The 16,624-nt window shown below is 68.0% G+C and carries 12 protein-coding genes; 6 read left to right on the top strand and 6 right to left on the bottom strand.

What is annotated here, in order from left to right:
- Positions 1–2: 2 nt before the first annotated feature.
- On the bottom strand, positions 3–914 hold the full coding sequence (locus LL962_RS16035; protein ID WP_228317611.1) for an STM4015 family protein: 912 nt from the start codon (positions 912–914) through the stop codon (positions 3–5).
- 138 nt (positions 915–1,052) lie between these two features.
- Between LL962_RS16035 and LL962_RS16030 the strand changes: the two genes are divergently transcribed.
- From LL962_RS16030 to LL962_RS16015, 4 genes are read left to right on the top strand one after another with little or no spacing between them, the layout of a single operon-like run.
- Positions 1,053–2,174, top strand: coding sequence for an AAA family ATPase (locus LL962_RS16030; RefSeq protein WP_228317610.1), 1,122 nt, complete (start codon positions 1,053–1,055; stop codon positions 2,172–2,174).
- Entirely contained in the window at positions 2,171–2,584 is a 414-nt protein-coding gene (locus LL962_RS16025; RefSeq protein ID WP_228317609.1) for a bpX5 domain-containing protein, read from the top strand. The genes LL962_RS16030 and LL962_RS16025 overlap by 4 nt, the downstream gene beginning before the upstream one ends.
- The gene (locus LL962_RS16020; protein WP_228317608.1) at positions 2,581–4,422 is read left to right on the top strand and encodes a hypothetical protein; all 1,842 of its coding nucleotides are present in this window, start codon (positions 2,581–2,583) and stop codon (positions 4,420–4,422) included. The genes LL962_RS16025 and LL962_RS16020 overlap by 4 nt, the downstream gene beginning before the upstream one ends.
- Positions 4,415–7,126, top strand: coding sequence for a bpX6 domain-containing protein (locus LL962_RS16015; RefSeq protein WP_228317607.1), 2,712 nt, complete (start codon positions 4,415–4,417; stop codon positions 7,124–7,126). The genes LL962_RS16020 and LL962_RS16015 overlap by 8 nt, the downstream gene beginning before the upstream one ends.
- 48 nt (positions 7,127–7,174) lie before the next feature.
- Here LL962_RS16015 and LL962_RS16010 read toward each other — a convergent pair whose 3' ends face one another.
- Together LL962_RS16010 and LL962_RS16005 are read right to left on the bottom strand one after the other, a co-directional pair.
- Positions 7,175–7,711, bottom strand: a complete 537-nt coding sequence (locus tag LL962_RS16010; RefSeq protein WP_228317606.1) for a GNAT family N-acetyltransferase — start codon at positions 7,709–7,711, stop codon at positions 7,175–7,177.
- 309 nt (positions 7,712–8,020) lie between these two features.
- Positions 8,021–9,997: a UvrD-helicase domain-containing protein gene (locus LL962_RS16005; protein WP_228317605.1), complete on the bottom strand. Its 1,977-nt coding sequence runs from the start codon at positions 9,995–9,997 to the stop codon at positions 8,021–8,023.
- Positions 9,998–10,163: 166 nt separating this feature from the next.
- Between LL962_RS16005 and LL962_RS16000 the strand changes: the two genes are divergently transcribed.
- Positions 10,164–10,799, top strand: a complete 636-nt coding sequence (locus LL962_RS16000) for a thymidine kinase (RefSeq protein WP_104588447.1) — start codon at positions 10,164–10,166, stop codon at positions 10,797–10,799.
- A gap of 348 nt (positions 10,800–11,147) precedes the next feature.
- Positions 11,148–12,392 (top strand): GAF domain-containing sensor histidine kinase, encoded by a 1,245-nt coding sequence (locus tag LL962_RS15995; RefSeq protein ID WP_228317604.1) that lies wholly within the window; start codon positions 11,148–11,150, stop codon positions 12,390–12,392.
- Positions 12,393–12,452: 60 nt separating this feature from the next.
- Here the strand turns inward: LL962_RS15995 and LL962_RS15990 are convergent, their stop codons facing one another.
- From LL962_RS15990 to mutM, 3 genes are all read right to left on the bottom strand, one after another.
- Positions 12,453–14,054, bottom strand: a complete 1,602-nt coding sequence (locus LL962_RS15990; RefSeq protein ID WP_104588468.1) for a glucan biosynthesis protein — start codon at positions 14,052–14,054, stop codon at positions 12,453–12,455.
- Positions 14,055–14,123: 69 nt separating this feature from the next.
- Positions 14,124–15,227 (bottom strand): DUF4380 domain-containing protein, encoded by a 1,104-nt coding sequence (locus LL962_RS15985; protein WP_441004880.1) that lies wholly within the window; start codon positions 15,225–15,227, stop codon positions 14,124–14,126.
- A 348-nt stretch (positions 15,228–15,575) separates the two neighbouring features.
- Positions 15,576–16,391 (bottom strand): bifunctional DNA-formamidopyrimidine glycosylase/DNA-(apurinic or apyrimidinic site) lyase, encoded by an 816-nt coding sequence (mutM, locus tag LL962_RS15980; protein WP_228317603.1) that lies wholly within the window; start codon positions 16,389–16,391, stop codon positions 15,576–15,578.
- Positions 16,392–16,624: the final 233 nt, after the last annotated feature.

The raw sequence follows: 16,624 nt of genomic DNA, 5'->3' as shown, positions 1-16,624 counted from the left end.
CGTCATTCGGACACGGCGACGTAGCGTTCGCCTTCGTCTTCCTCTTCGGGATCGTCCAGCACCACCGTCGCCGACAGGGTCGCCAGGCGGGCCTGCCAATCGGCAGAGATGTAGTGATGGCTGAGATCGATCCGCTGCAGCTGGCCCAGCTGGGTGCTTTCGACCAGCGCGCGCGCACCGGCATCGCCGATGGTGCCCAGCGACAGGTCCAGCGTGTCCAGGCTACCCAGCCACGGCTGGGTGGCCAGCCAGCTGGCCAGTTCATCGGTGTTGGCCGCGTTACGCAGGCCCAGGTACCGCAGCCGCTCCGGGCCGATCGCCGCCAGCAGGTGCTGGTAGGTGCCCAGATCGCCGTCGTAGCCGTAATCCTCGACGCCCAGCCACAGTTCCAGATGCTGCAGGGCCGGCAGCGTGGAGGCGGCGATGGCCTGCACGAGCGCCGACGGCAGGCCGCCGCATTCGATCGCCAGTTCCTGCAGCCGCGCATGCGTGAACGGAGTGAGCACCAGGTTCGAGGAACCGCGGATGCGCAGCGATTCCAGCGCCGGGAACGCTGCCAGCAGTGGGGTGTAGTCGGTCTGGATGATCCAGGAGATCTCGCAGTCTTCGTAGGTCATGTCGCCGACGAACAGCGCGCGCAGCGCCGACAGTTCGTCGCGGCGTTCGATCAACCGCTGCAGATAACCGCTGGGGCCGTCCTCGTGCGATTCGCGCCACGGGCCGATGATCAGCGCCTGGATACTGGCCGGATCCACCTGCGCCAGCAGGCTGTCGAGCAGCGCCGCCTGGGTGTCCTCGCCTTCGTACTCCTGGCGCAGCCGGTACACCACATCGCCGCCGCTGGCCGGCTGGTCGACGCTGAAGTCCACCACCCGCTTGCCACGATAGAATTCCGAATACTGACTGATCGTCATTGCATTGCCTCCCTGGCCCTGTGAGCGGGCAGGATACCCGCAAGTCCATGGCAGCCTCGTTAATCGCGGCTGCCGTTCCATTGCCACCGATCGACCGCACCCACCGGCAAGTCGCGCGTTTTTCGAAGGATCGACCACATGCAAGCTCCGCACGACGCCGCTGCGCGTCTTCGTGCCACCGTCCACTCCGCCACCAGCGGGCTGATCGAACGCGATCAGCTGGCCGAACTGATCCTGCTGGCCGCGGTGGCCCAGGAGCATCTGCTGATCATCGGCCCGCCCGGCACCGCCAAGAGCGCGGTGGTGCGCCGCGTGGCCGCCGCACTGGGTGGCCGCTACTTCGAATACCTGCTCGGCCGGTTTACCGAACCCACCGAATTGTTCGGCCCGGTGGACCTGCGCAAGCTGCGCGAAGGCAGCGTGCAGGTCGATGTGACCGGCATGCTGCCGGAGGCGGAGATCGCCTTCCTGGACGAGGTGTTTCTGGGCTCCACCGCGATCCTCAACACCTTGCTGGGCCTGCTCAACGAGCGCCGCTTCCGGCGTGGCCAGACCGACCTGCACTGCCCGTTGCGGCTCTGCGTGGGCGCGGCCAACGCATTGCCGGAAGACGATGCGCTGGCGGCCTTCAGCGATCGCTTCCTGCTGCACCTGTTCGTCGATCCGGTCGCCGACCACCAACTGGAGGCCTTGCTCGCCGGCGGCTGGCAGGCAGAACACGCACCGCTGCAACACACCGCCGGGCTGGCCGAACTGGACCTGTTGTGCGCGCAGGCACGCACGGTGGACATGCAGGCGGTGCGCGGCACGCTGGCGGCGGCGATCCGCAAGCTGCGCGCCGCCGGCCTGCAGCTGTCGGACCGTCGCCTGGTCAAGACCCAGCGGCTGATCGCCGCCGCCACGGTGCTGGCCGGGCGCCACCAGGCCACCGACGCCGACCTGTGGCCGCTGTTCTACGTGCTACCGACCCGGCAACAGCAGGCCAGCGCGCAGGACATCCTGCGCGATTCGCTGTCCGCCGCCGCCAACCCGACCTTGCGTGCGGCGGTCGAACATGCGGTATTGCAGCCGGTCTCGCGGGCCGCACGCCTGGGCGAAGCCGCCCAATGCTGCCTGCAGGACACCGACAACCCGGCCCTGCGCACCATGGCCGAAGCACTGCTGCGCGAGATCGATGCCAACTTCACCGCCGCATCGCTGCCACCGGAGCTGGCGCAGCAGCGCGCGCGCCTGATCGAGCAGCTCGGCAGCCGCGCATGAGCTGGTCGTGGCAGCCCGAACCGGCGCCACCGCCACCAGGCGGCGTCATCGGCGTGGGCGCCACGGCGCGCGCCTTGCTGGACGCGTGGGCGCTGCTGGCCGCCGGCGAGCAGCTGATGGTCACCGCCAGCGCGCAGGCGCTGCTGCTGACCGGCCCCGCGGCGCTGCTGCCCTGGGCCGACGGCGTGCAGTACGTGGCTCCACGGCCGGAGGCCGGCGGGCTGTGGCTGCCCACCGCCGAGCGCCCCGACCTGCCGCTGGATCTGCTGGAACGCGCGTTGCGCCGCGAGCATGGTCAGCAGCCGCTGCTGATGCTGCGTCGGCCGGCGCTGTTGCTGCCGTTGCAAGGTCTGCTACCGGCACGCGCCGAGGTCATCGCGCAGATTCACCAGCACTGGGAGACGGCATGAGCGCCGTGCCGACCCTGCCACCACCGCTGCAGACATGGCAGCTATGGCTGGAGTGGTTCGACCCGGAGATCGCCGCCCAACTCGGCGCCTGGCTGCTGCGCCTGGACCCGCTGCTGGGCCACGCTGAGCTGCGCCGCATCGAGGCGGACGCCGAGCCGGACGGCGTCGACGACCTGCGCCGGCGCGGCAGCTACACGCACCTGCTGCTGAGCGAGTGGGCACTGGCCGACGCCGCGCCGGACGAGTTCCTGCGCCGTGCCGCGCACGACGAGCACCTGTTCCTGGTCCCCAGGCTGCAGACCCGCAGCGGCGATGCGCGCCTGGTGGCGATCTTCGACGCCGGCCCGGCGCAATGGGGCGCGCCGCGCCTGGCCCATGTGGCGCTCTGGATCCTGCTGGCACGCCGTGCGCAAGGGGCGAACGCGCGCCTGGCGTGGGGGCTGGCGCATGTTCCCGGCACGCTGCACGACGCCGACGACGTTGCGCAGCTGCAACGGCTGCTGCAAGGGCGCACCTTCGAGGCGACCTGCGCCACGCACGCGCAGGCGTGGGCCACGCAACTGGCGGCGGAAACGCCCATCGCCAGCGAGTGCTGGTGGATCGGCGCGCAGCCGGTGCAGGCAGCGCCGTTCCGGCATCAGGCCTGCATCGTGCAGGCGGCCGATGGTCAATTGCAGATCGCGCTGCAGACGCGGCGGGCCACGCGCGCGGTGCAGCTGCCGGTCCCTGCGAGTGCGGCGGCGGCGCGGTTGCTGCGTGGACACTTCACCCAGGCGCACCGCCCCACCGATCTGGCCCATCAGCTGGTCAGGGGGAAATTCTCGCTGCGCCATCCGCCGCTGTTCAGCCCGGACGGCAGCCACGTCGCGGTGCTGCTGGCGGACGGCTGCCGCAGTGCGATGGTGAAGGTGCAGTCCGGCGACGCCACCAACCAGGCGCCGCCGCGCTACCACGACTGGGCGCAGGGCAGTCAGCTGTTGTGCCTGGCGGCGCACAACAAGCGCGTGGGCGGCATTGTCGCGCAGCAGGGCCAGGCCCTGTTCTGGAACCTCAAGGGCATGACCGGTCGGGCCGCATCCGGCGAGCTGGACATCTGTCCCGCCCCCGGCCAGACGCGGCTGTGGCCCTGCGTCTGGCTCAAGGACGGCGGCCAGCCACATCGTTTCCTGCTGTGCGACCGCCATGGACGACTGCTGTCCTGGAACAGCGGCGCCGGCCGGCGGCACGACACCGGGCCAGGCAGCGAGATCGCCCGGCAGGTGCTGGCGCTGGCGCACTGCGATGCCCGACACGCGCTGTATGCCACCCACGCAGACGGCCTGCTGCAGGTCATACGTCTGGATCGCGATGGCCGGCAGGAAACGATCCTGCAAACGCCGTCGCCGTCGCGTCCGCCCGGCCTGCTGTTCCGCAGCCTGCTGCAGGATGGCCAGTGGCACGGCGCGATCGCATTCGAACGGGTGCAGCACCGGGCCGGCGGGGATCGCTCGCTGGTGTACCGGCTGCATGTCGGCGGGCCTGCCGACGGCTTCCGCGAATCCGAAGTGATCCTGGCGTCGGGCGAGCGCCCGGTCGGCTTGGTCGCCGACCCGCAGGACCCGCGCGGCAGTCTGTTGCTGCTGCTGAGTGCCGACCGACGTGCACTGGTGACGATCGGCGAGCGCGGCCGGCAAACGCTGCACCGCGCTTCCAGCGATATCAGCGCCGCAGCCATCTCCATCGATGGCGAGCGCATCGCACTGATCAACCTGCAGGGCCAGCTGCGGGTACTGGCCGATGGCGGGCAGACGCCGGTGATGATGGTCCAGGGCCAGACCGAGCACCTTCGCGATGGCTGACCTCGCGTCCCTTGCCAGCGATGCCACCGTTCGCCACCCGTTGTGGCGCGGCAGCCAGCTGGCTGCCGCGCTATGGTTTTCGGCGGACTGGCTGAGCCCCGCACAACGCCTGGACAAGCTGGTGGCGGCCTGGCAACCCGGCAGCCGGGCATTTCGCTTCGCCGAAGGCGATGTGCTGTGCTTCGACCAGCCGGTGCCGCTGCTCTGCGAACAGGCCCCGGGCCTGGTGCTCTGCCAGCGCCACGGCCGCCTGTGCTCGGGCGCACTGACCGCCAGCGAGGCCGCCGCCCTGCCCGCCGCAGATCTCCATCTGGTGCAGGGCGCCCGGGTCATCGCATTGCAGTGGCAGCAGGCGCAGGCACTGGATCCGGCCGCAGCGATCGACCTCGCTGGCTATCGGCTGCAGACCACCTACGACCTCTGCGTGCGCGACGTGCCGCTGGACCTGCAGCGGCTGCGCGGCACACCGCTGCGCGAGCTGCTGGGCGAGGCCGTTCCGCCGGCCAATGCCGAGCGCGATGCCGTCCTGCGGACGTTGCGGACCCAGCGCCCGGACGCTGGCGAGCACAACCTCTGGCAACGCACGCTGGCGCGCCTTGCCGCGGCGCTGCGCGCGGAGCGCACGCCGGCGATGCGTGGGTCGGAGTCCGGGTCTGCGGACGCTGCTGCCGGACCGCAGACCCTGCCGCCACGCCAGCCCCCGGTCACCGTTTCTGCCTGGCGCAGCCGCCTGGCACGCGCGCTGATGGCCACACGCATGGCGGGCCTGGTCGGACAACGCCAGGCCGCCTATCTGCGCCGGATGATGCGTCAGTTCGAGCGTGGCGATCTGGAGGAGGCACTGCGCTCCGCGCTACCGGTGGATGGCGAAGACGGCTCGCTGGGGCAGGCCTTCGGCGTGCCTGGGCGGCGCGACGCGCTGCGCCTGTCGCAGCAGCGCGGTGCCGGTGCCAGCATCGGCCTGGGCGAGGAACTGCAGGCGCATCTGCGCGCGACCTATCGCAACGCCTTCGCGCGGCTGGACCGCGAGGGCCAGATCGATCGCGCGGTATTCGTGCTGGCCGAACTGCTCAATGCACGCCAGGAGGCACTCGACTATCTGGTCAAGCACGCACGCTGCCACCAGGCCGCCGAGCTGGCGCTGGGCTGGGACATGCCGCCGGCGATGATCATCCGGCTGCTGATGCTGGCCGGCGATCACGCCCGCGCGGTCCAGGTGGCCCGTCGCGATGACGCCTTCGCCGCCGCGATCCAGCTGCTGCGCGAGCGCGAGCCTGCGCTGGCCGCTGCGCTGCGGCTGGAATGGGGCCAGGCGTTGGTGCAGGCCGGCGACTGGCTCGCGGCAGTGGATGTGGTGTGGCCCTTGCGCGAGGCTCGCGCCCAGGCCACCCGCTGGCTGCTGGCCGCCGAACAGGCCGGCAGCACGCTCGGCGCACGCGCCCTGGTCAAACGCGCGCTGCTGTTGCCGGACACGCTGGAGCAATACGCCGAGCGCCTGGCCACCCTTGCGGACCCCACTTCCGATCCCGCCCCGCGCAGCGAGATGGCGTTGGCGATGCTGGCGGCCGCGCCACGCAGCGCCGGCATGCGCCAGCTGGCCCGCCACCTGTTGCCGGCGATCGCGGCCGATCAGGCCCATGCACGAAACAGCTTGTCCGCCGGCGATCTGACCAAGCTGCTGAAACTGGCCAACGATCCCCTGCTCGATGCCGATGTCCCCGCCTGGGCAGGCCAGGTACCGGAGCGTCGGACAGCGCTATGGGAAGCTGTCACCGTCCTGCGGCTGCAGGCGCCGGAAGCTGGCCTTGCGCCCATCCACGATGCGGTCGCGCTGCCGGACCGTCGTTACCTGCTGGCCTTGGGCGAGGTCGGCGCGGCCGTAGTGGATGCGCGCGGACGCCTGCTGCGGCGCTATCCGGTCCCCGCATTCCGGCTGGTGCTCGGCGACAGCGGGCAGGTCGCGCTCGCGGTCGCACCGCGCGAGCGCACCTCCAGCGTCCATCGCCTGGACCTGGTCGGCCACAGCGTGCACGACCTGGGCCGGATCGCGCTGCAATACGCCGCACCGGGCTACAACGGCATCGGCTGGAGCATCGTGGTCGACGATCGCTTGCTGGTGGTCGACACCCACAGCGATCTGCATAGCGTGCTGTGGCATGTCGGCGACCTGCCAGGGCCCGTGGTCGCAGCAGGCTTCTTCAGCGATTTCGAGGTCTATCTGGTGCAGGCCGGCGAGCAGTTGCAGGACTGGACGTACGCCCTGCCCGCGCGGCGCCTCAGGGCACGTGCTTCGCTGACGCTGGATCCGGACAGGCCGGTGTTCGCCCATCGCATCGGCAGCGTGCAGCAACCGCAGGTGCGTACCGATCCCGATGGCGATATCTGCCTGCATTACGGGGACGCGCACAGCCCCAGGCGCTGCCGTCTGCATCGACACGCTACCGGTGCGGATGAGCTGGCGGGCTCCAGCATCATGGCGCTGGAATGGGGATTCCTGGTCGGCCTGCACTGGCCGCACGGCTCGCGGTACTGGGTGGTGCGGCACCGCGACGGCAGCGTCGTCGCCGCGCTGGACTGGCCCGCTGGGGCCGAGGTCAAGCTGCGCGAACAGGCCGGGCATCTGCTGTTGCATGACGACCAGGGCCGCTTGCTGGATCTGCAGACCGACCGTTCGCTGGCGCATGCCATTTCGTTCCTGGGCTGACGCACGTCGAAGCGGCATGACCGCCTGCGCAGGACCGCAGGGCTGCGCTCAGCGGTCCACGCCGCCAGGGCCGAGGTCGATCGTGTAGTACGCCACGGCCTCGGTGCCGGGACTCAGCACCCGCAGGCCCTCATAGCGCAGCCCCAGCGCTTCCAGCGCGCGGATCGACTCCGCATTGCCTGGCGAAACGATCGCGCACACCTGCGTCAACCCCAGTACCTGGCGTGCATGCTCCAGCACCGCACGCCCGGCTTCGGTCACATAGCCCTTGCCGCGATACGCGGGCAACAGCGCAAAGCCGATATGCGGCACCGGCAAGGTCTCGCGGCACAACAGGCCCAAGGTGCCCATGAAGCTGCTCCCGTCGCGCGTTTCCAGCGCCCAGTGCGCGAAACCGTGTTGTTGCTGATGCGCCTGCGCCCATTCGCGCACATGCTCGCGTGCCTGCTCGCGGGTGCGGATACCGCGGTCGTTGATACCGGCGATGAACGCAGGATCGTTGACCAGCGCCAGCATCGCCTCGGCATCGCGCTCGGGATCGAGCAGACGCAAGCGCACGCGTGCGGTTTCGAGGATGACGGTCACGGCGCACTCCGTTGGCGGGAACCTCAGACTGCCGTGCGGCAGTGGCACTGACAAGCCTGACGACAGCAGGCATGGCCACGCTGCATGACGCGCACGGTTGGCGATGTCACTTCGGTTGGGATAGTGCAACTGGCGCGCACCACCGGTGCGTCTTTCCGGCCATCGGCGTGTCGCCGGCTGGCTTGGCTGGCCAGCGGCGCTCCGGACTTGGGCCGTGCCAACGACGGCGCAAGCGATGATACCGGGCCTGCAGGCCAAGCTCGCCTCTTGATGCACGTGGCACACGCTGCCCGCGCGGCTCAGGGGAACTCAGTCGAACAAGGCCTGGATCGCCGCCAACCCCGCGCTTGCACGTTCCTTCTTGCGCTCGGCATCGGCCACCGGGTCGGCGCCATCGCGCTGCAGTTCCGCCGCCGGGATCTCGTCGAAGAACCGGCTGGGCTTGAGCCGCACGTGCTCGCCGAACTTGCGCGTCAGCTTGCTGTAGCTCATCCACAGCTGCTGCTTGGCGCGGGTGATGCCGACATACAGCAGGCGGCGTTCTTCCTGCAGATTGCCCTCTTCCAGGCTCACTTCGTGCGGCAGCACGCCATCCTCGCAGCCGACGATGAACACGTAGCGGAATTCCAGCCCCTTGGAGGCGTGCATGGTCATCATGCGCACCTGGTTGCCACCATCGTCCTTGTCGTTGCGCGACAGCAGCGCCAGCTGCGCGGCCAGATCGCTGGCGCTGGCGCCGCGCGGGCCGCCTTCGAACCATTCGGCCAGCTCGTCCAGGTTGCGCTTGCGCCGCTGAAAGCCGGCTTCGTCCTTGGACTGGTTGCGCAGATCGTCGAGCATGCCGGACTTGTCGGCCAGCATGCGCACCAGCTCGCCCGCCGGCATGCTCATCGCGTGCTGACGCATTTCGCGCAGGATGTCGGTGAACGCGCTCAGTCCATTGGCTGCACGCGGCGGTAGCTGCTGCAATGCACCCATCGACTCGGCCGCACGCGACATCGGCACCGACTTGCCGCTGGCCAGTTCGGCCAGCCGCGCCAGCGAGGTCGCGCCCACTTCGCGCTTGGGCGACTGCACCGCACGCAGAAATGCCGCATCGTCGTCCGGGTTGACGATCAGCCGCAGCCACGACAACACATCCTTGACCTCCTGCCGCTCCAGAAACGCGGTACCGCCGGTCAGGTGGTATGGCACGCGCAGCAGTTGCAGCGCCTTTTCCAGCGGCCGCGATTGGAAATTGCCGCGGAACAGGATGCAGAAATCGCTCCACGGCACCTGCTTGGCGGTACCCAGAAACGAGATCTCGGCGGCCACTTTCTCCGCTTCGTGTTCGCTATCGCGGCATTCCCACACACGAATCCGCTCGCCGTCGGCCTGGTCGCTCCACAAGGTCTTCAGGTGTTCGTGCGGGTTGTGCGCGATCAACGCATTGGCCGCACGCAGCACTCGGTTGGAACAGCGGTAGTTCTGCTCCAGCTTGATGATTTCCAGCGCCGGGTAGTCGCGCCCCATCTGCTGCAGGTTTTCCGGGTTGGCACCGCGCCAGGCGTAGATGCTCTGGTCGTCGTCGCCCACGCAGGTGAAGTTGCCGCGCGGCCCGGCCAGCATCTTCAGCAGCCGGTACTGCGCATCGTTGGTGTCCTGGCACTCGTCCACCAGCAAATAGCCGATGCGCTCGCGCCAGCCCAGCACGATCTCTTCGTTGGCTTCCAGGATCTGCACCGGCAGGCGGATCAGGTCATCGAAGTCCACCGCGTTGAAGGTGGTCAGCCGCGCCTGATAGCGCTCGTACAGGCTGGCGGCCTCTTTCTCGCGATTGCTGCGTGCTGCGGCCATGGCCTGCTCCGGCGACAGCCCGGCATTCTTGGCGCGCGAGATCAGGTTCTTGGCGTCCTCGATCGCATCGGGCTTGGCGCCATGCATCAGGTCCTTGATCTGCGCGGCGGCATCGTCGGAATCGAAGATCGAAAATCCGCGCTTCAGGCCGGCCGCGGCATGCTCGATCTGCAGGAACTTCAATCCCAGCGCATGGAAGGTGCAGATGGTCAGGCCGTCGGCGCCATCGCCACGGATGCGTTTGGCCACACGCTCGCGCATTTCCTTGGCCGACTTGTTGGTGAAGGTGATCGCGGCGATGCGCTTGGCCGGGTAGCGCCCGGTGGCGATCAGATGCGCGATCTTCTCCACGATCACGCGCGTCTTGCCGCTGCCGGCGCCGGCCAGCACCAACAAGGGACCTTCGCAGTGCAGCACTGCCGCGCTTTGCGGGGGATTGAGACCGTGCATAGAGGCTTCCGACAGAGCGCGCCATTGTACCGGGGCGGCCGGCCGCTGGCCGGCGCAGCAGGTTCATGTGGCACAGCGCCCGCACCTGCATCCGCCGCGCCGCTTTGTCGGCCGGCCCAGCCGCGCGTACGCCGCATCCCGCCGCCCGGCCCGGTAAAATCGGGCCATGGCCAAGCTCTATTTCTATTATTCGGCGATGAATGCCGGCAAGACCACCACCTTGCTGCAGTCGGCGCACAACTACCGCGAGCGCGGCATGCGCACGCTGATCCTGACCCCCAAGCTCGACCATCGCGCCGGCAGCGGCGTGGTCGCCTCGCGGATCGGCCTGCGGGCAGACGGGTGCACCTTCGATCGCAGCACCGAACTGCAGCAGCTGGTCGAACGCGACATCGCCACCAACGGGCCGCTGCATTGCGTGCTGGTCGATGAGGCGCAGTTTCTCGGTCGCGCGCAGGTCTGGCAGTTGAGCGAGGTGGTCGACCGGTTGCGTATCCCGGTGCTGTGCTATGGCCTGCGCACCGATTTTCGCGGCGAACTGTTCGAGGGCAGCCAGTTCCTGCTGGCCTGGGCCGACGAACTGGAAGAGATCAAGACCATCTGCCACAGCGGCAGCAAGGCCACCATGACCGTGCGCGTGGATGCGCACGGCCACGCGGTGCAGGACGGCCCGCAGGTGGAGATCGGCGGCAACGAGCGCTACGTGTCGGTCAGCCGCGCCGAGTTCAAGAAGATCATGCGTGGCGAGGGTCGGATCGACCCGCTGCAGATTGCCTTGCCGTTGCCATCGGCGCAGAGCTGAGGCGGCCATCGCGGTCGCCGCAAGCATCGCCATCGCGCCGCGGCAGGCAGGCGAGCTGTGAGATGGCTGTGCGAATGCGCGGTTGTAACGCAACTGCAATCCACCGCGCGCGCGTCTGCCTGACGGTACGCCGGCAGCGGTGCTGTGTGTACGGGTCGACCCGGTAAGTTCGGGTTTCGCCTCAGCTTCATCGATCTCGGGCATCCAGCTCCCCGATGGTCACCTATGCCTGATGCAGACGCTGCCATGCCTGCGGCGGCGCGCAAGCGCGGGTGCACCTGCAAGGCCTGCAACCAGACCCGACCATGCTCCTGTAAACTGGCGATCATCCAATGGACGGGGCAACTCATGGGTCCGCTGCCTGTTGAACTCCGCGCCGACGTGGCGCGGGTTGGCCGACTCTCGTCGGTTCCCGATGTACTGCGCATCCTGACCCGTCTGACCGGCATGGGCTTTGCCGCCGTCGCGCGCGTGACCGATAGCCGCTGGGTCACCTGCCAGGTCCGCGACGACCTGTCCTTCGGCCTGCAACCCGGCGACGAGCTGCCGCTGGCCACCACTTTTTGCGACAGCGTCCGGCTTCGCGGCACTGCGGTGTGGTTCGGCCACGCTTCGGAAGACCCGGTCTACCGCGACCATCCCGTGCCGCAGCTGTATGGCTTCGAGAGCTATGTCTCGGTGCCGATCCGCTTCGAGGACGGCAGCGTGTTCGGCACCCTGTGCGCGCTGGATCCGCTGCCGCGGGTGATGGACCACCAATTGGTGGAGAAGGTGGAATTGCTCGCCCAGTTGCTGGCTGCACAGATCCAGGCCGAACAGCGCGCCGAAGAAAGCGCGCAGGAGTCGCGCCGTGCACGCAGCGAACTCGGGCGGGCGGGCGCATCGGCGCGCTTGCGCGAGGAATTCATCGGCATTCTCGGCCACGATCTGCGCAACCCGCTGCAGTCCATGCATGCGGTGGTGGACATGCTGTCCATCGACCAGCTCAGCCAACGCCATGGCGGGGCCATCCGCTCCTTGCAGCGCAGCCTGCAGCGCATGGAAGAACTGATCGATTTCGCCTGCGATTTCGCCCGCGGTATCGAACGCGACTGGCTGCAGCTGGACTACGGCAACGGCAGCGATCTATCCGATGCGCTTTCCCAGGTCGTCGACGAGACGCGCGCCGCCTATCCGAACCAGGTGCTGTCTACCCACGTGGACATCGACGAGCCGGTGCATGGCGATGCGGTACGGCTGGCGCAGATGTTCGGCAGCATGCTGATCAACGCGGTGGTGCAGGGCCAGCAGAGTTCGCTGATCAAGGCGGTCGCCGTCACCGAACAAGGCCGCCTGCGGCTGGAAGTCTGCAACCTGGATGGCATCGATCCGCGTCGGCTGGACGTGCTGCAGGCCTCCACCCACGTCCACACGCCCGGGCAGGCCCTGCCGGAAGTCGACCTCGGGCTGCACATGGCCGCGCAGATCGCGCACGCCCATCAGGGCGAGCTGCGCATCACCAGCGGCACCAGCGGTACCTGCTTTCGCGTCGAGCTGGCCTGCCAGCGTCCGCGCGCGCGGATGCAGCTGGTCAAGGAAGCCGCCTCGCACTGACGCCGGCCGTTACGCGGGTGTGGTGCTGGCCGGCCGTAGCGGCCGCCAGCACGACCGGCCTCAATACAGCTTGCGTTCGCTGCCCGGCGGCGGCGTCCACTGATACAGCCAGGTCTCGGTCAGTGGCTTGCCGTTGGCGCGCAGATACAGGCGAATGTCGATCTGTTGGGTGCCCTCGTCCGGCGGCACCAGGTCGAACATCGCCCGGTAGCCCTGGAGTTCGTGCAAGGGCCGCGCCGACACGATCTCGGTGGTGCCGCGCGAGACCTGCAGCACCGCTTCCACCTTCGTCTTGGGGTCCTTGCTCAATGCCGCCAGCGGCCCCCCGGCGAAATCCACTGCGAAACGCCACGAGAAATGCTTGCGCTTCTGCCCCACGATACCGCCCAACCCGGTACGGGTCGCCACGCAGTGCGCCAGCGGCGAACTTGCCGGCGGGCGCGCGCCCCAGTACAGGCGATATCCCATCAGCAGCTCCTGGCCCGGCTGCGGCTTGGCCTGCGGATTCCAGAACGCCACGATGTTGTCGAAGGTTTCGTCGACGGTCGGAATCTCGACCAGCTGCACCGAGCCTTTGCCCCAACTGCCTTTCGGTTCCACCCACAGGCAGGGCCGCTTCTCGTAGAACACGCCGTCGTCCTGGTAATGGTCGAAGTTGCGATCCCGCTGCAGCAGTCCGAACCCGCGTGGGTTCTCGTCCACGAACATGTTGAAGCGCAGTTGCGGCGGGTTGCACAACGGCCGCCAGATCCATTCGCCGCCGCCGGTCCACATCGCCAGGCCGTCGGTGTCGTGGATTTCCGGTCGCCAGTCCCAGTCCATGCGGCGGTCGTTTTCGCCGACCTGGTACATGCTGGTGCACGGGCCGATCCCCAGCCGTTCGATCGTCTTGCGCGGATACAGCGCACTGTCGATCTCCATCACCAGCACCTCGCCATTGGTGATGGCGAAGCGATAGGCGCCGGCGACGCTGGGTGAATCCAGCAGGCCATAGACCACCACCGTGTCCGAATCGTCAGCCGGCTGTTCCAGGTAGTAGGCAATGAAATCCGGAAACTCTTCCGGCCCACCGGTACCGGTATCGATGGCCAGGCCGCGCGCAGACTGCCCGTACTGGCCTTCCTTGCCCACCGCGCGAAAGTAGCTCGCTCCCAGGAACGCCGAGAAATCGCGCTCGGTGTCCTTGCGCGTATTGAGCCGGAAGCCCGCAAACCCCAGGTCCTTGGGCAGCTGCTTGCCGCCCAGTCCGCTGCTGCCGTAGTCGAACGCGGCCGGGTCGTAGGCCAGCTGCTGCGCCTTGCCGTCGACGATGTCGTAGATGTGTACCGGCGTATGGAAATACAGCCCCAGATGGAAGAACTTGGCCTGGAACTTGCCGTTACCATCGGCCCACAGCGCGTGGTCCTGGCGATAGCGGATCGACTGGTACTGATCCCAGTTCAACGATTCCAGCGGGCCCGGCAGCGTCTGCTTGTGGCTCTTGTACGGCGCAGCCGCCAACGCCCGTGCCTGGCCTTTGAGCCATCCGTAGTCGAAGGGCTGCGGCTGACCGAGCCGCCGCAGCCCCACCGCCTTGGCTGCCAATGCCCATTGCGGCAGCGCCGGCAGACCGATCGCGGCCAGGGCGGCGGCGGCATTCTTCAGGAAGTGGCGTCGTTGCATGCGCATCGATCTGATTGGTGGAGTGGGCGACATCATAGCCACACCCCGGTATGCGCGTGAATGCGGAACTCAGCGCGACGCGGGCGAAGCCATGCAGGCGTGTTCCAACTCCAGCTCGCTCGCCTTGCTGCACAGAAAGTCCCGTTGCGCCTGGAGCGTATCCGCACCGTCGTAGCGCAACAAGGTCCACCGCTCCTGCGCCTGCATCTGCGCACCGGGCGCAAGCGTTCGATAGGGCGCATGGACTTCCATCTCCAGCAAGCCACGCTCCGGAGAGGGGAAGGGAGCATCCAGATACAATTCCACCTGCCCTTGCTCGGGATGGATGCGCGCCTGTGGCTGATGCTCGAAGCGGATCACCAGCACCTGCGCCCCTGCAAAACCCGCCATCCAGCCGGCCGACGGCTGCAACAGCAGCTTGCCGCGCTGAGTCGCGCCGTCGGCGCGCGGCTCGGCGCGCAAGGCGAACAGGCCATCGTGCAGCAGATAGCGCGGCGCTTCGGTGCCAGCGTCGCTGGGCGGCTGCACGCGAATATCCGTTGCCTGCGCCACCGGCACGAAGACGCGCGTATCCGCCGCGACCCGCGTGTTGAACCACAGGTCCCAGGCCACCGGTCGATCACGGATATTGCGCGCACTGGCGTGCACATCGACGCTATCCGCTCGCACGGAGGACAGCGCGATGCGCTTGCGGAGTTGCACGCCGCTCACCGGGCTGGGCACGCCATCCAGGCTCAACTCCCGTGCAGTGCGCGCTTCGATACGCGTGGCTGCCAGCGACAGATAGGGATCGGGCGGCCACACTGCGCCATCCGCCTTGCGTTGCGGATTGACGGTCTGATGCAGCCACCACTGGCTTTGTGGTCCAACCCACACATCGTGACCGAGATAAGGGATATCGCCGGCACTGGCCGATACCTGCGGATCCGGTTGCCGATCGACCGCTGTGCCAACCTTGAGCACGCTGGGCTGACCCGCCAGCTGGAACGCCAGGATCCGACCGCCAAACGCGGGCGTGGCGGTCAACGCGATCACGTCGTTGGAAAGCCTGACCCGCTCGACGGCGTCGGGCACGGGGCGGGGTGCCGTCTGCGTTTGTGCGCACATTGCCGGCATCGGCAGGCCCAGCACGCCGATCATGGCCATAGGCAGCAACCAACGTGAAACATCCATCATGCACGGCTCCGCTCTACGGGGTCGGGCGATTGTGGCTCGCCAGCACGCAAGTCACCAGGTATAGCGCAGAAGACACCACCGCCGTCCTCTGCGCAGGCAGGCCCGGACGCAGCGCCAACCGTATGGCGAATCGGGCGCGACCGGAATGCAGATTCCATGCACGCGCGGCGCCCTGGCTTGGCGAGAACGCTCGTGGATGCCTGACGCCATCCGCAGGGCCGCTATTGGCGGCAGCGAACGTCATCCAACCCAGGCGCCGGTACGGGCTCTGTCGTTGCCCTGTCGCATGTCGTACCGCCCTGCCCATGACCCACGCGACACTGCGCGCGCATCCGACAGCATCGATCAACGCTGACAGGCGGCACACCAGACGGTGGCACGCTGGCCGATCGTGGCGTGTTTGAGCACGCGTCCGCACTGCTTGCACGCCTCGCCTTCGCGGCCGTACACCATCAGCTCCTGCTCGAAATAACCGGGTGCGCCGTCCGGGCTGATGAAGTCGCGCAATGTGGTGCCGCCACGCTGTATCGCATAGCCGAGTATCTCCTTCACCGCCTCGGCCAGCCGCCGATACCGGTCCAGCGAAACCTTGCCGGCTTCGCGCAACGGGCTGAGTCCCGCACGATGCAGACTCTCGGCCGCGTAGATGTTGCCGACACCAACAACCACTGCCTGATCCATCAAGAACGTCTTGACCGCTGCGCGGCGACCACGCGACAGCGCATGCAGATAGTTGCCGGTAAATGCATCCGACAGGGGTTCCGGGCCGAGCGCTGCAAGTAATTCGTGCATCTGCGTATCCGATTGCCACAGCAGGCACCCGAACCGACGCGGATCGTTGAAACGCAGAACGCGGCCATTCTGCAGGCTGATGTCCACATGGTCGTGTGCACGTGGCGGTGTGTCGCCGGGCAACACGCGCAGGCTGCCGGACATTCCAAGGTGGAGCAGGGCGCTGCCACCGACGTCGGTGTCGATCAGCAGATACTTGGCACGGCGGCGCACCTGCGTGATGGTCGCCCCGGGCAACAGGCCTTCGATCTGCTCGGCAATGGGCCAACGCAGATCGGGACGGCGCAGGATCACGCCATGGATACGCTGTCCGATCAGATGCGGGGCCAGGCCACGCAGGGTGGTTTCGACTTCAGGCAACTCCGGCACTGGGGGTATCCAATAGCGCCGGTCGTGCACCGGCAAACCATCAAGATGGAGACCTGACGGACAAAAGCAATCCGCACGGTGTTACCGCACTGTCGCAGGCTCAGGTCGTCCGGCGGCATGCCATGCGGACACTCCTGCCGTGACGAGAGCTCGGCCGCGCGGCTGTGTGTGGGTGGCGCGCGTCGAGGTGTGAGTGCGGCGGTGAGCCGACTTGTGGTCGCTGCGTGCCGTTA

It is taken from the genome of Xanthomonas sp. NCPPB 1067 (genome assembly GCF_020783795.1).
GTDB lineage: Bacteria > Pseudomonadota > Gammaproteobacteria > Xanthomonadales > Xanthomonadaceae > Xanthomonas > Xanthomonas melonis.
The sequence above is the reverse complement of the archived record's forward strand: the minus strand, read 5'-3'. Positions and strand labels throughout refer to the sequence as shown.

Bases quoted from the DNA above. Each gene is read 5' to 3' on its own strand.
- LL962_RS16035 (WP_228317611.1), bottom strand. From the start codon at position 914: ATGACGATCAGTCAGTATTCGGAATTCTATCGTGGCAAGCGGGTGGTG.
- LL962_RS16030 (WP_228317610.1), top strand. From the start codon at position 1,053: ATGCAAGCTCCGCACGACGCCGCTGCGCGTCTTCGTGCCACCGTCCAC.
- LL962_RS16025 (WP_228317609.1), top strand. From the start codon at position 2,171: ATGAGCTGGTCGTGGCAGCCCGAACCGGCGCCACCGCCACCAGGCGGC.
- LL962_RS16020 (WP_228317608.1), top strand. From the start codon at position 2,581: ATGAGCGCCGTGCCGACCCTGCCACCACCGCTGCAGACATGGCAGCTA.
- LL962_RS16015 (WP_228317607.1), top strand. From the start codon at position 4,415: ATGGCTGACCTCGCGTCCCTTGCCAGCGATGCCACCGTTCGCCACCCG.
- LL962_RS16005 (WP_228317605.1), bottom strand. From the start codon at position 9,997: ATGCACGGTCTCAATCCCCCGCAAAGCGCGGCAGTGCTGCACTGCGAA.
- LL962_RS16000 (WP_104588447.1), top strand. From the start codon at position 10,164: ATGGCCAAGCTCTATTTCTATTATTCGGCGATGAATGCCGGCAAGACC.
- LL962_RS15995 (WP_228317604.1), top strand. From the start codon at position 11,148: ATGGGTCCGCTGCCTGTTGAACTCCGCGCCGACGTGGCGCGGGTTGGC.
- LL962_RS15990 (WP_104588468.1), bottom strand. From the start codon at position 14,054: ATGCAACGACGCCACTTCCTGAAGAATGCCGCCGCCGCCCTGGCCGCG.
- LL962_RS15985 (WP_441004880.1), bottom strand. From the start codon at position 15,227: ATGGATGTTTCACGTTGGTTGCTGCCTATGGCCATGATCGGCGTGCTG.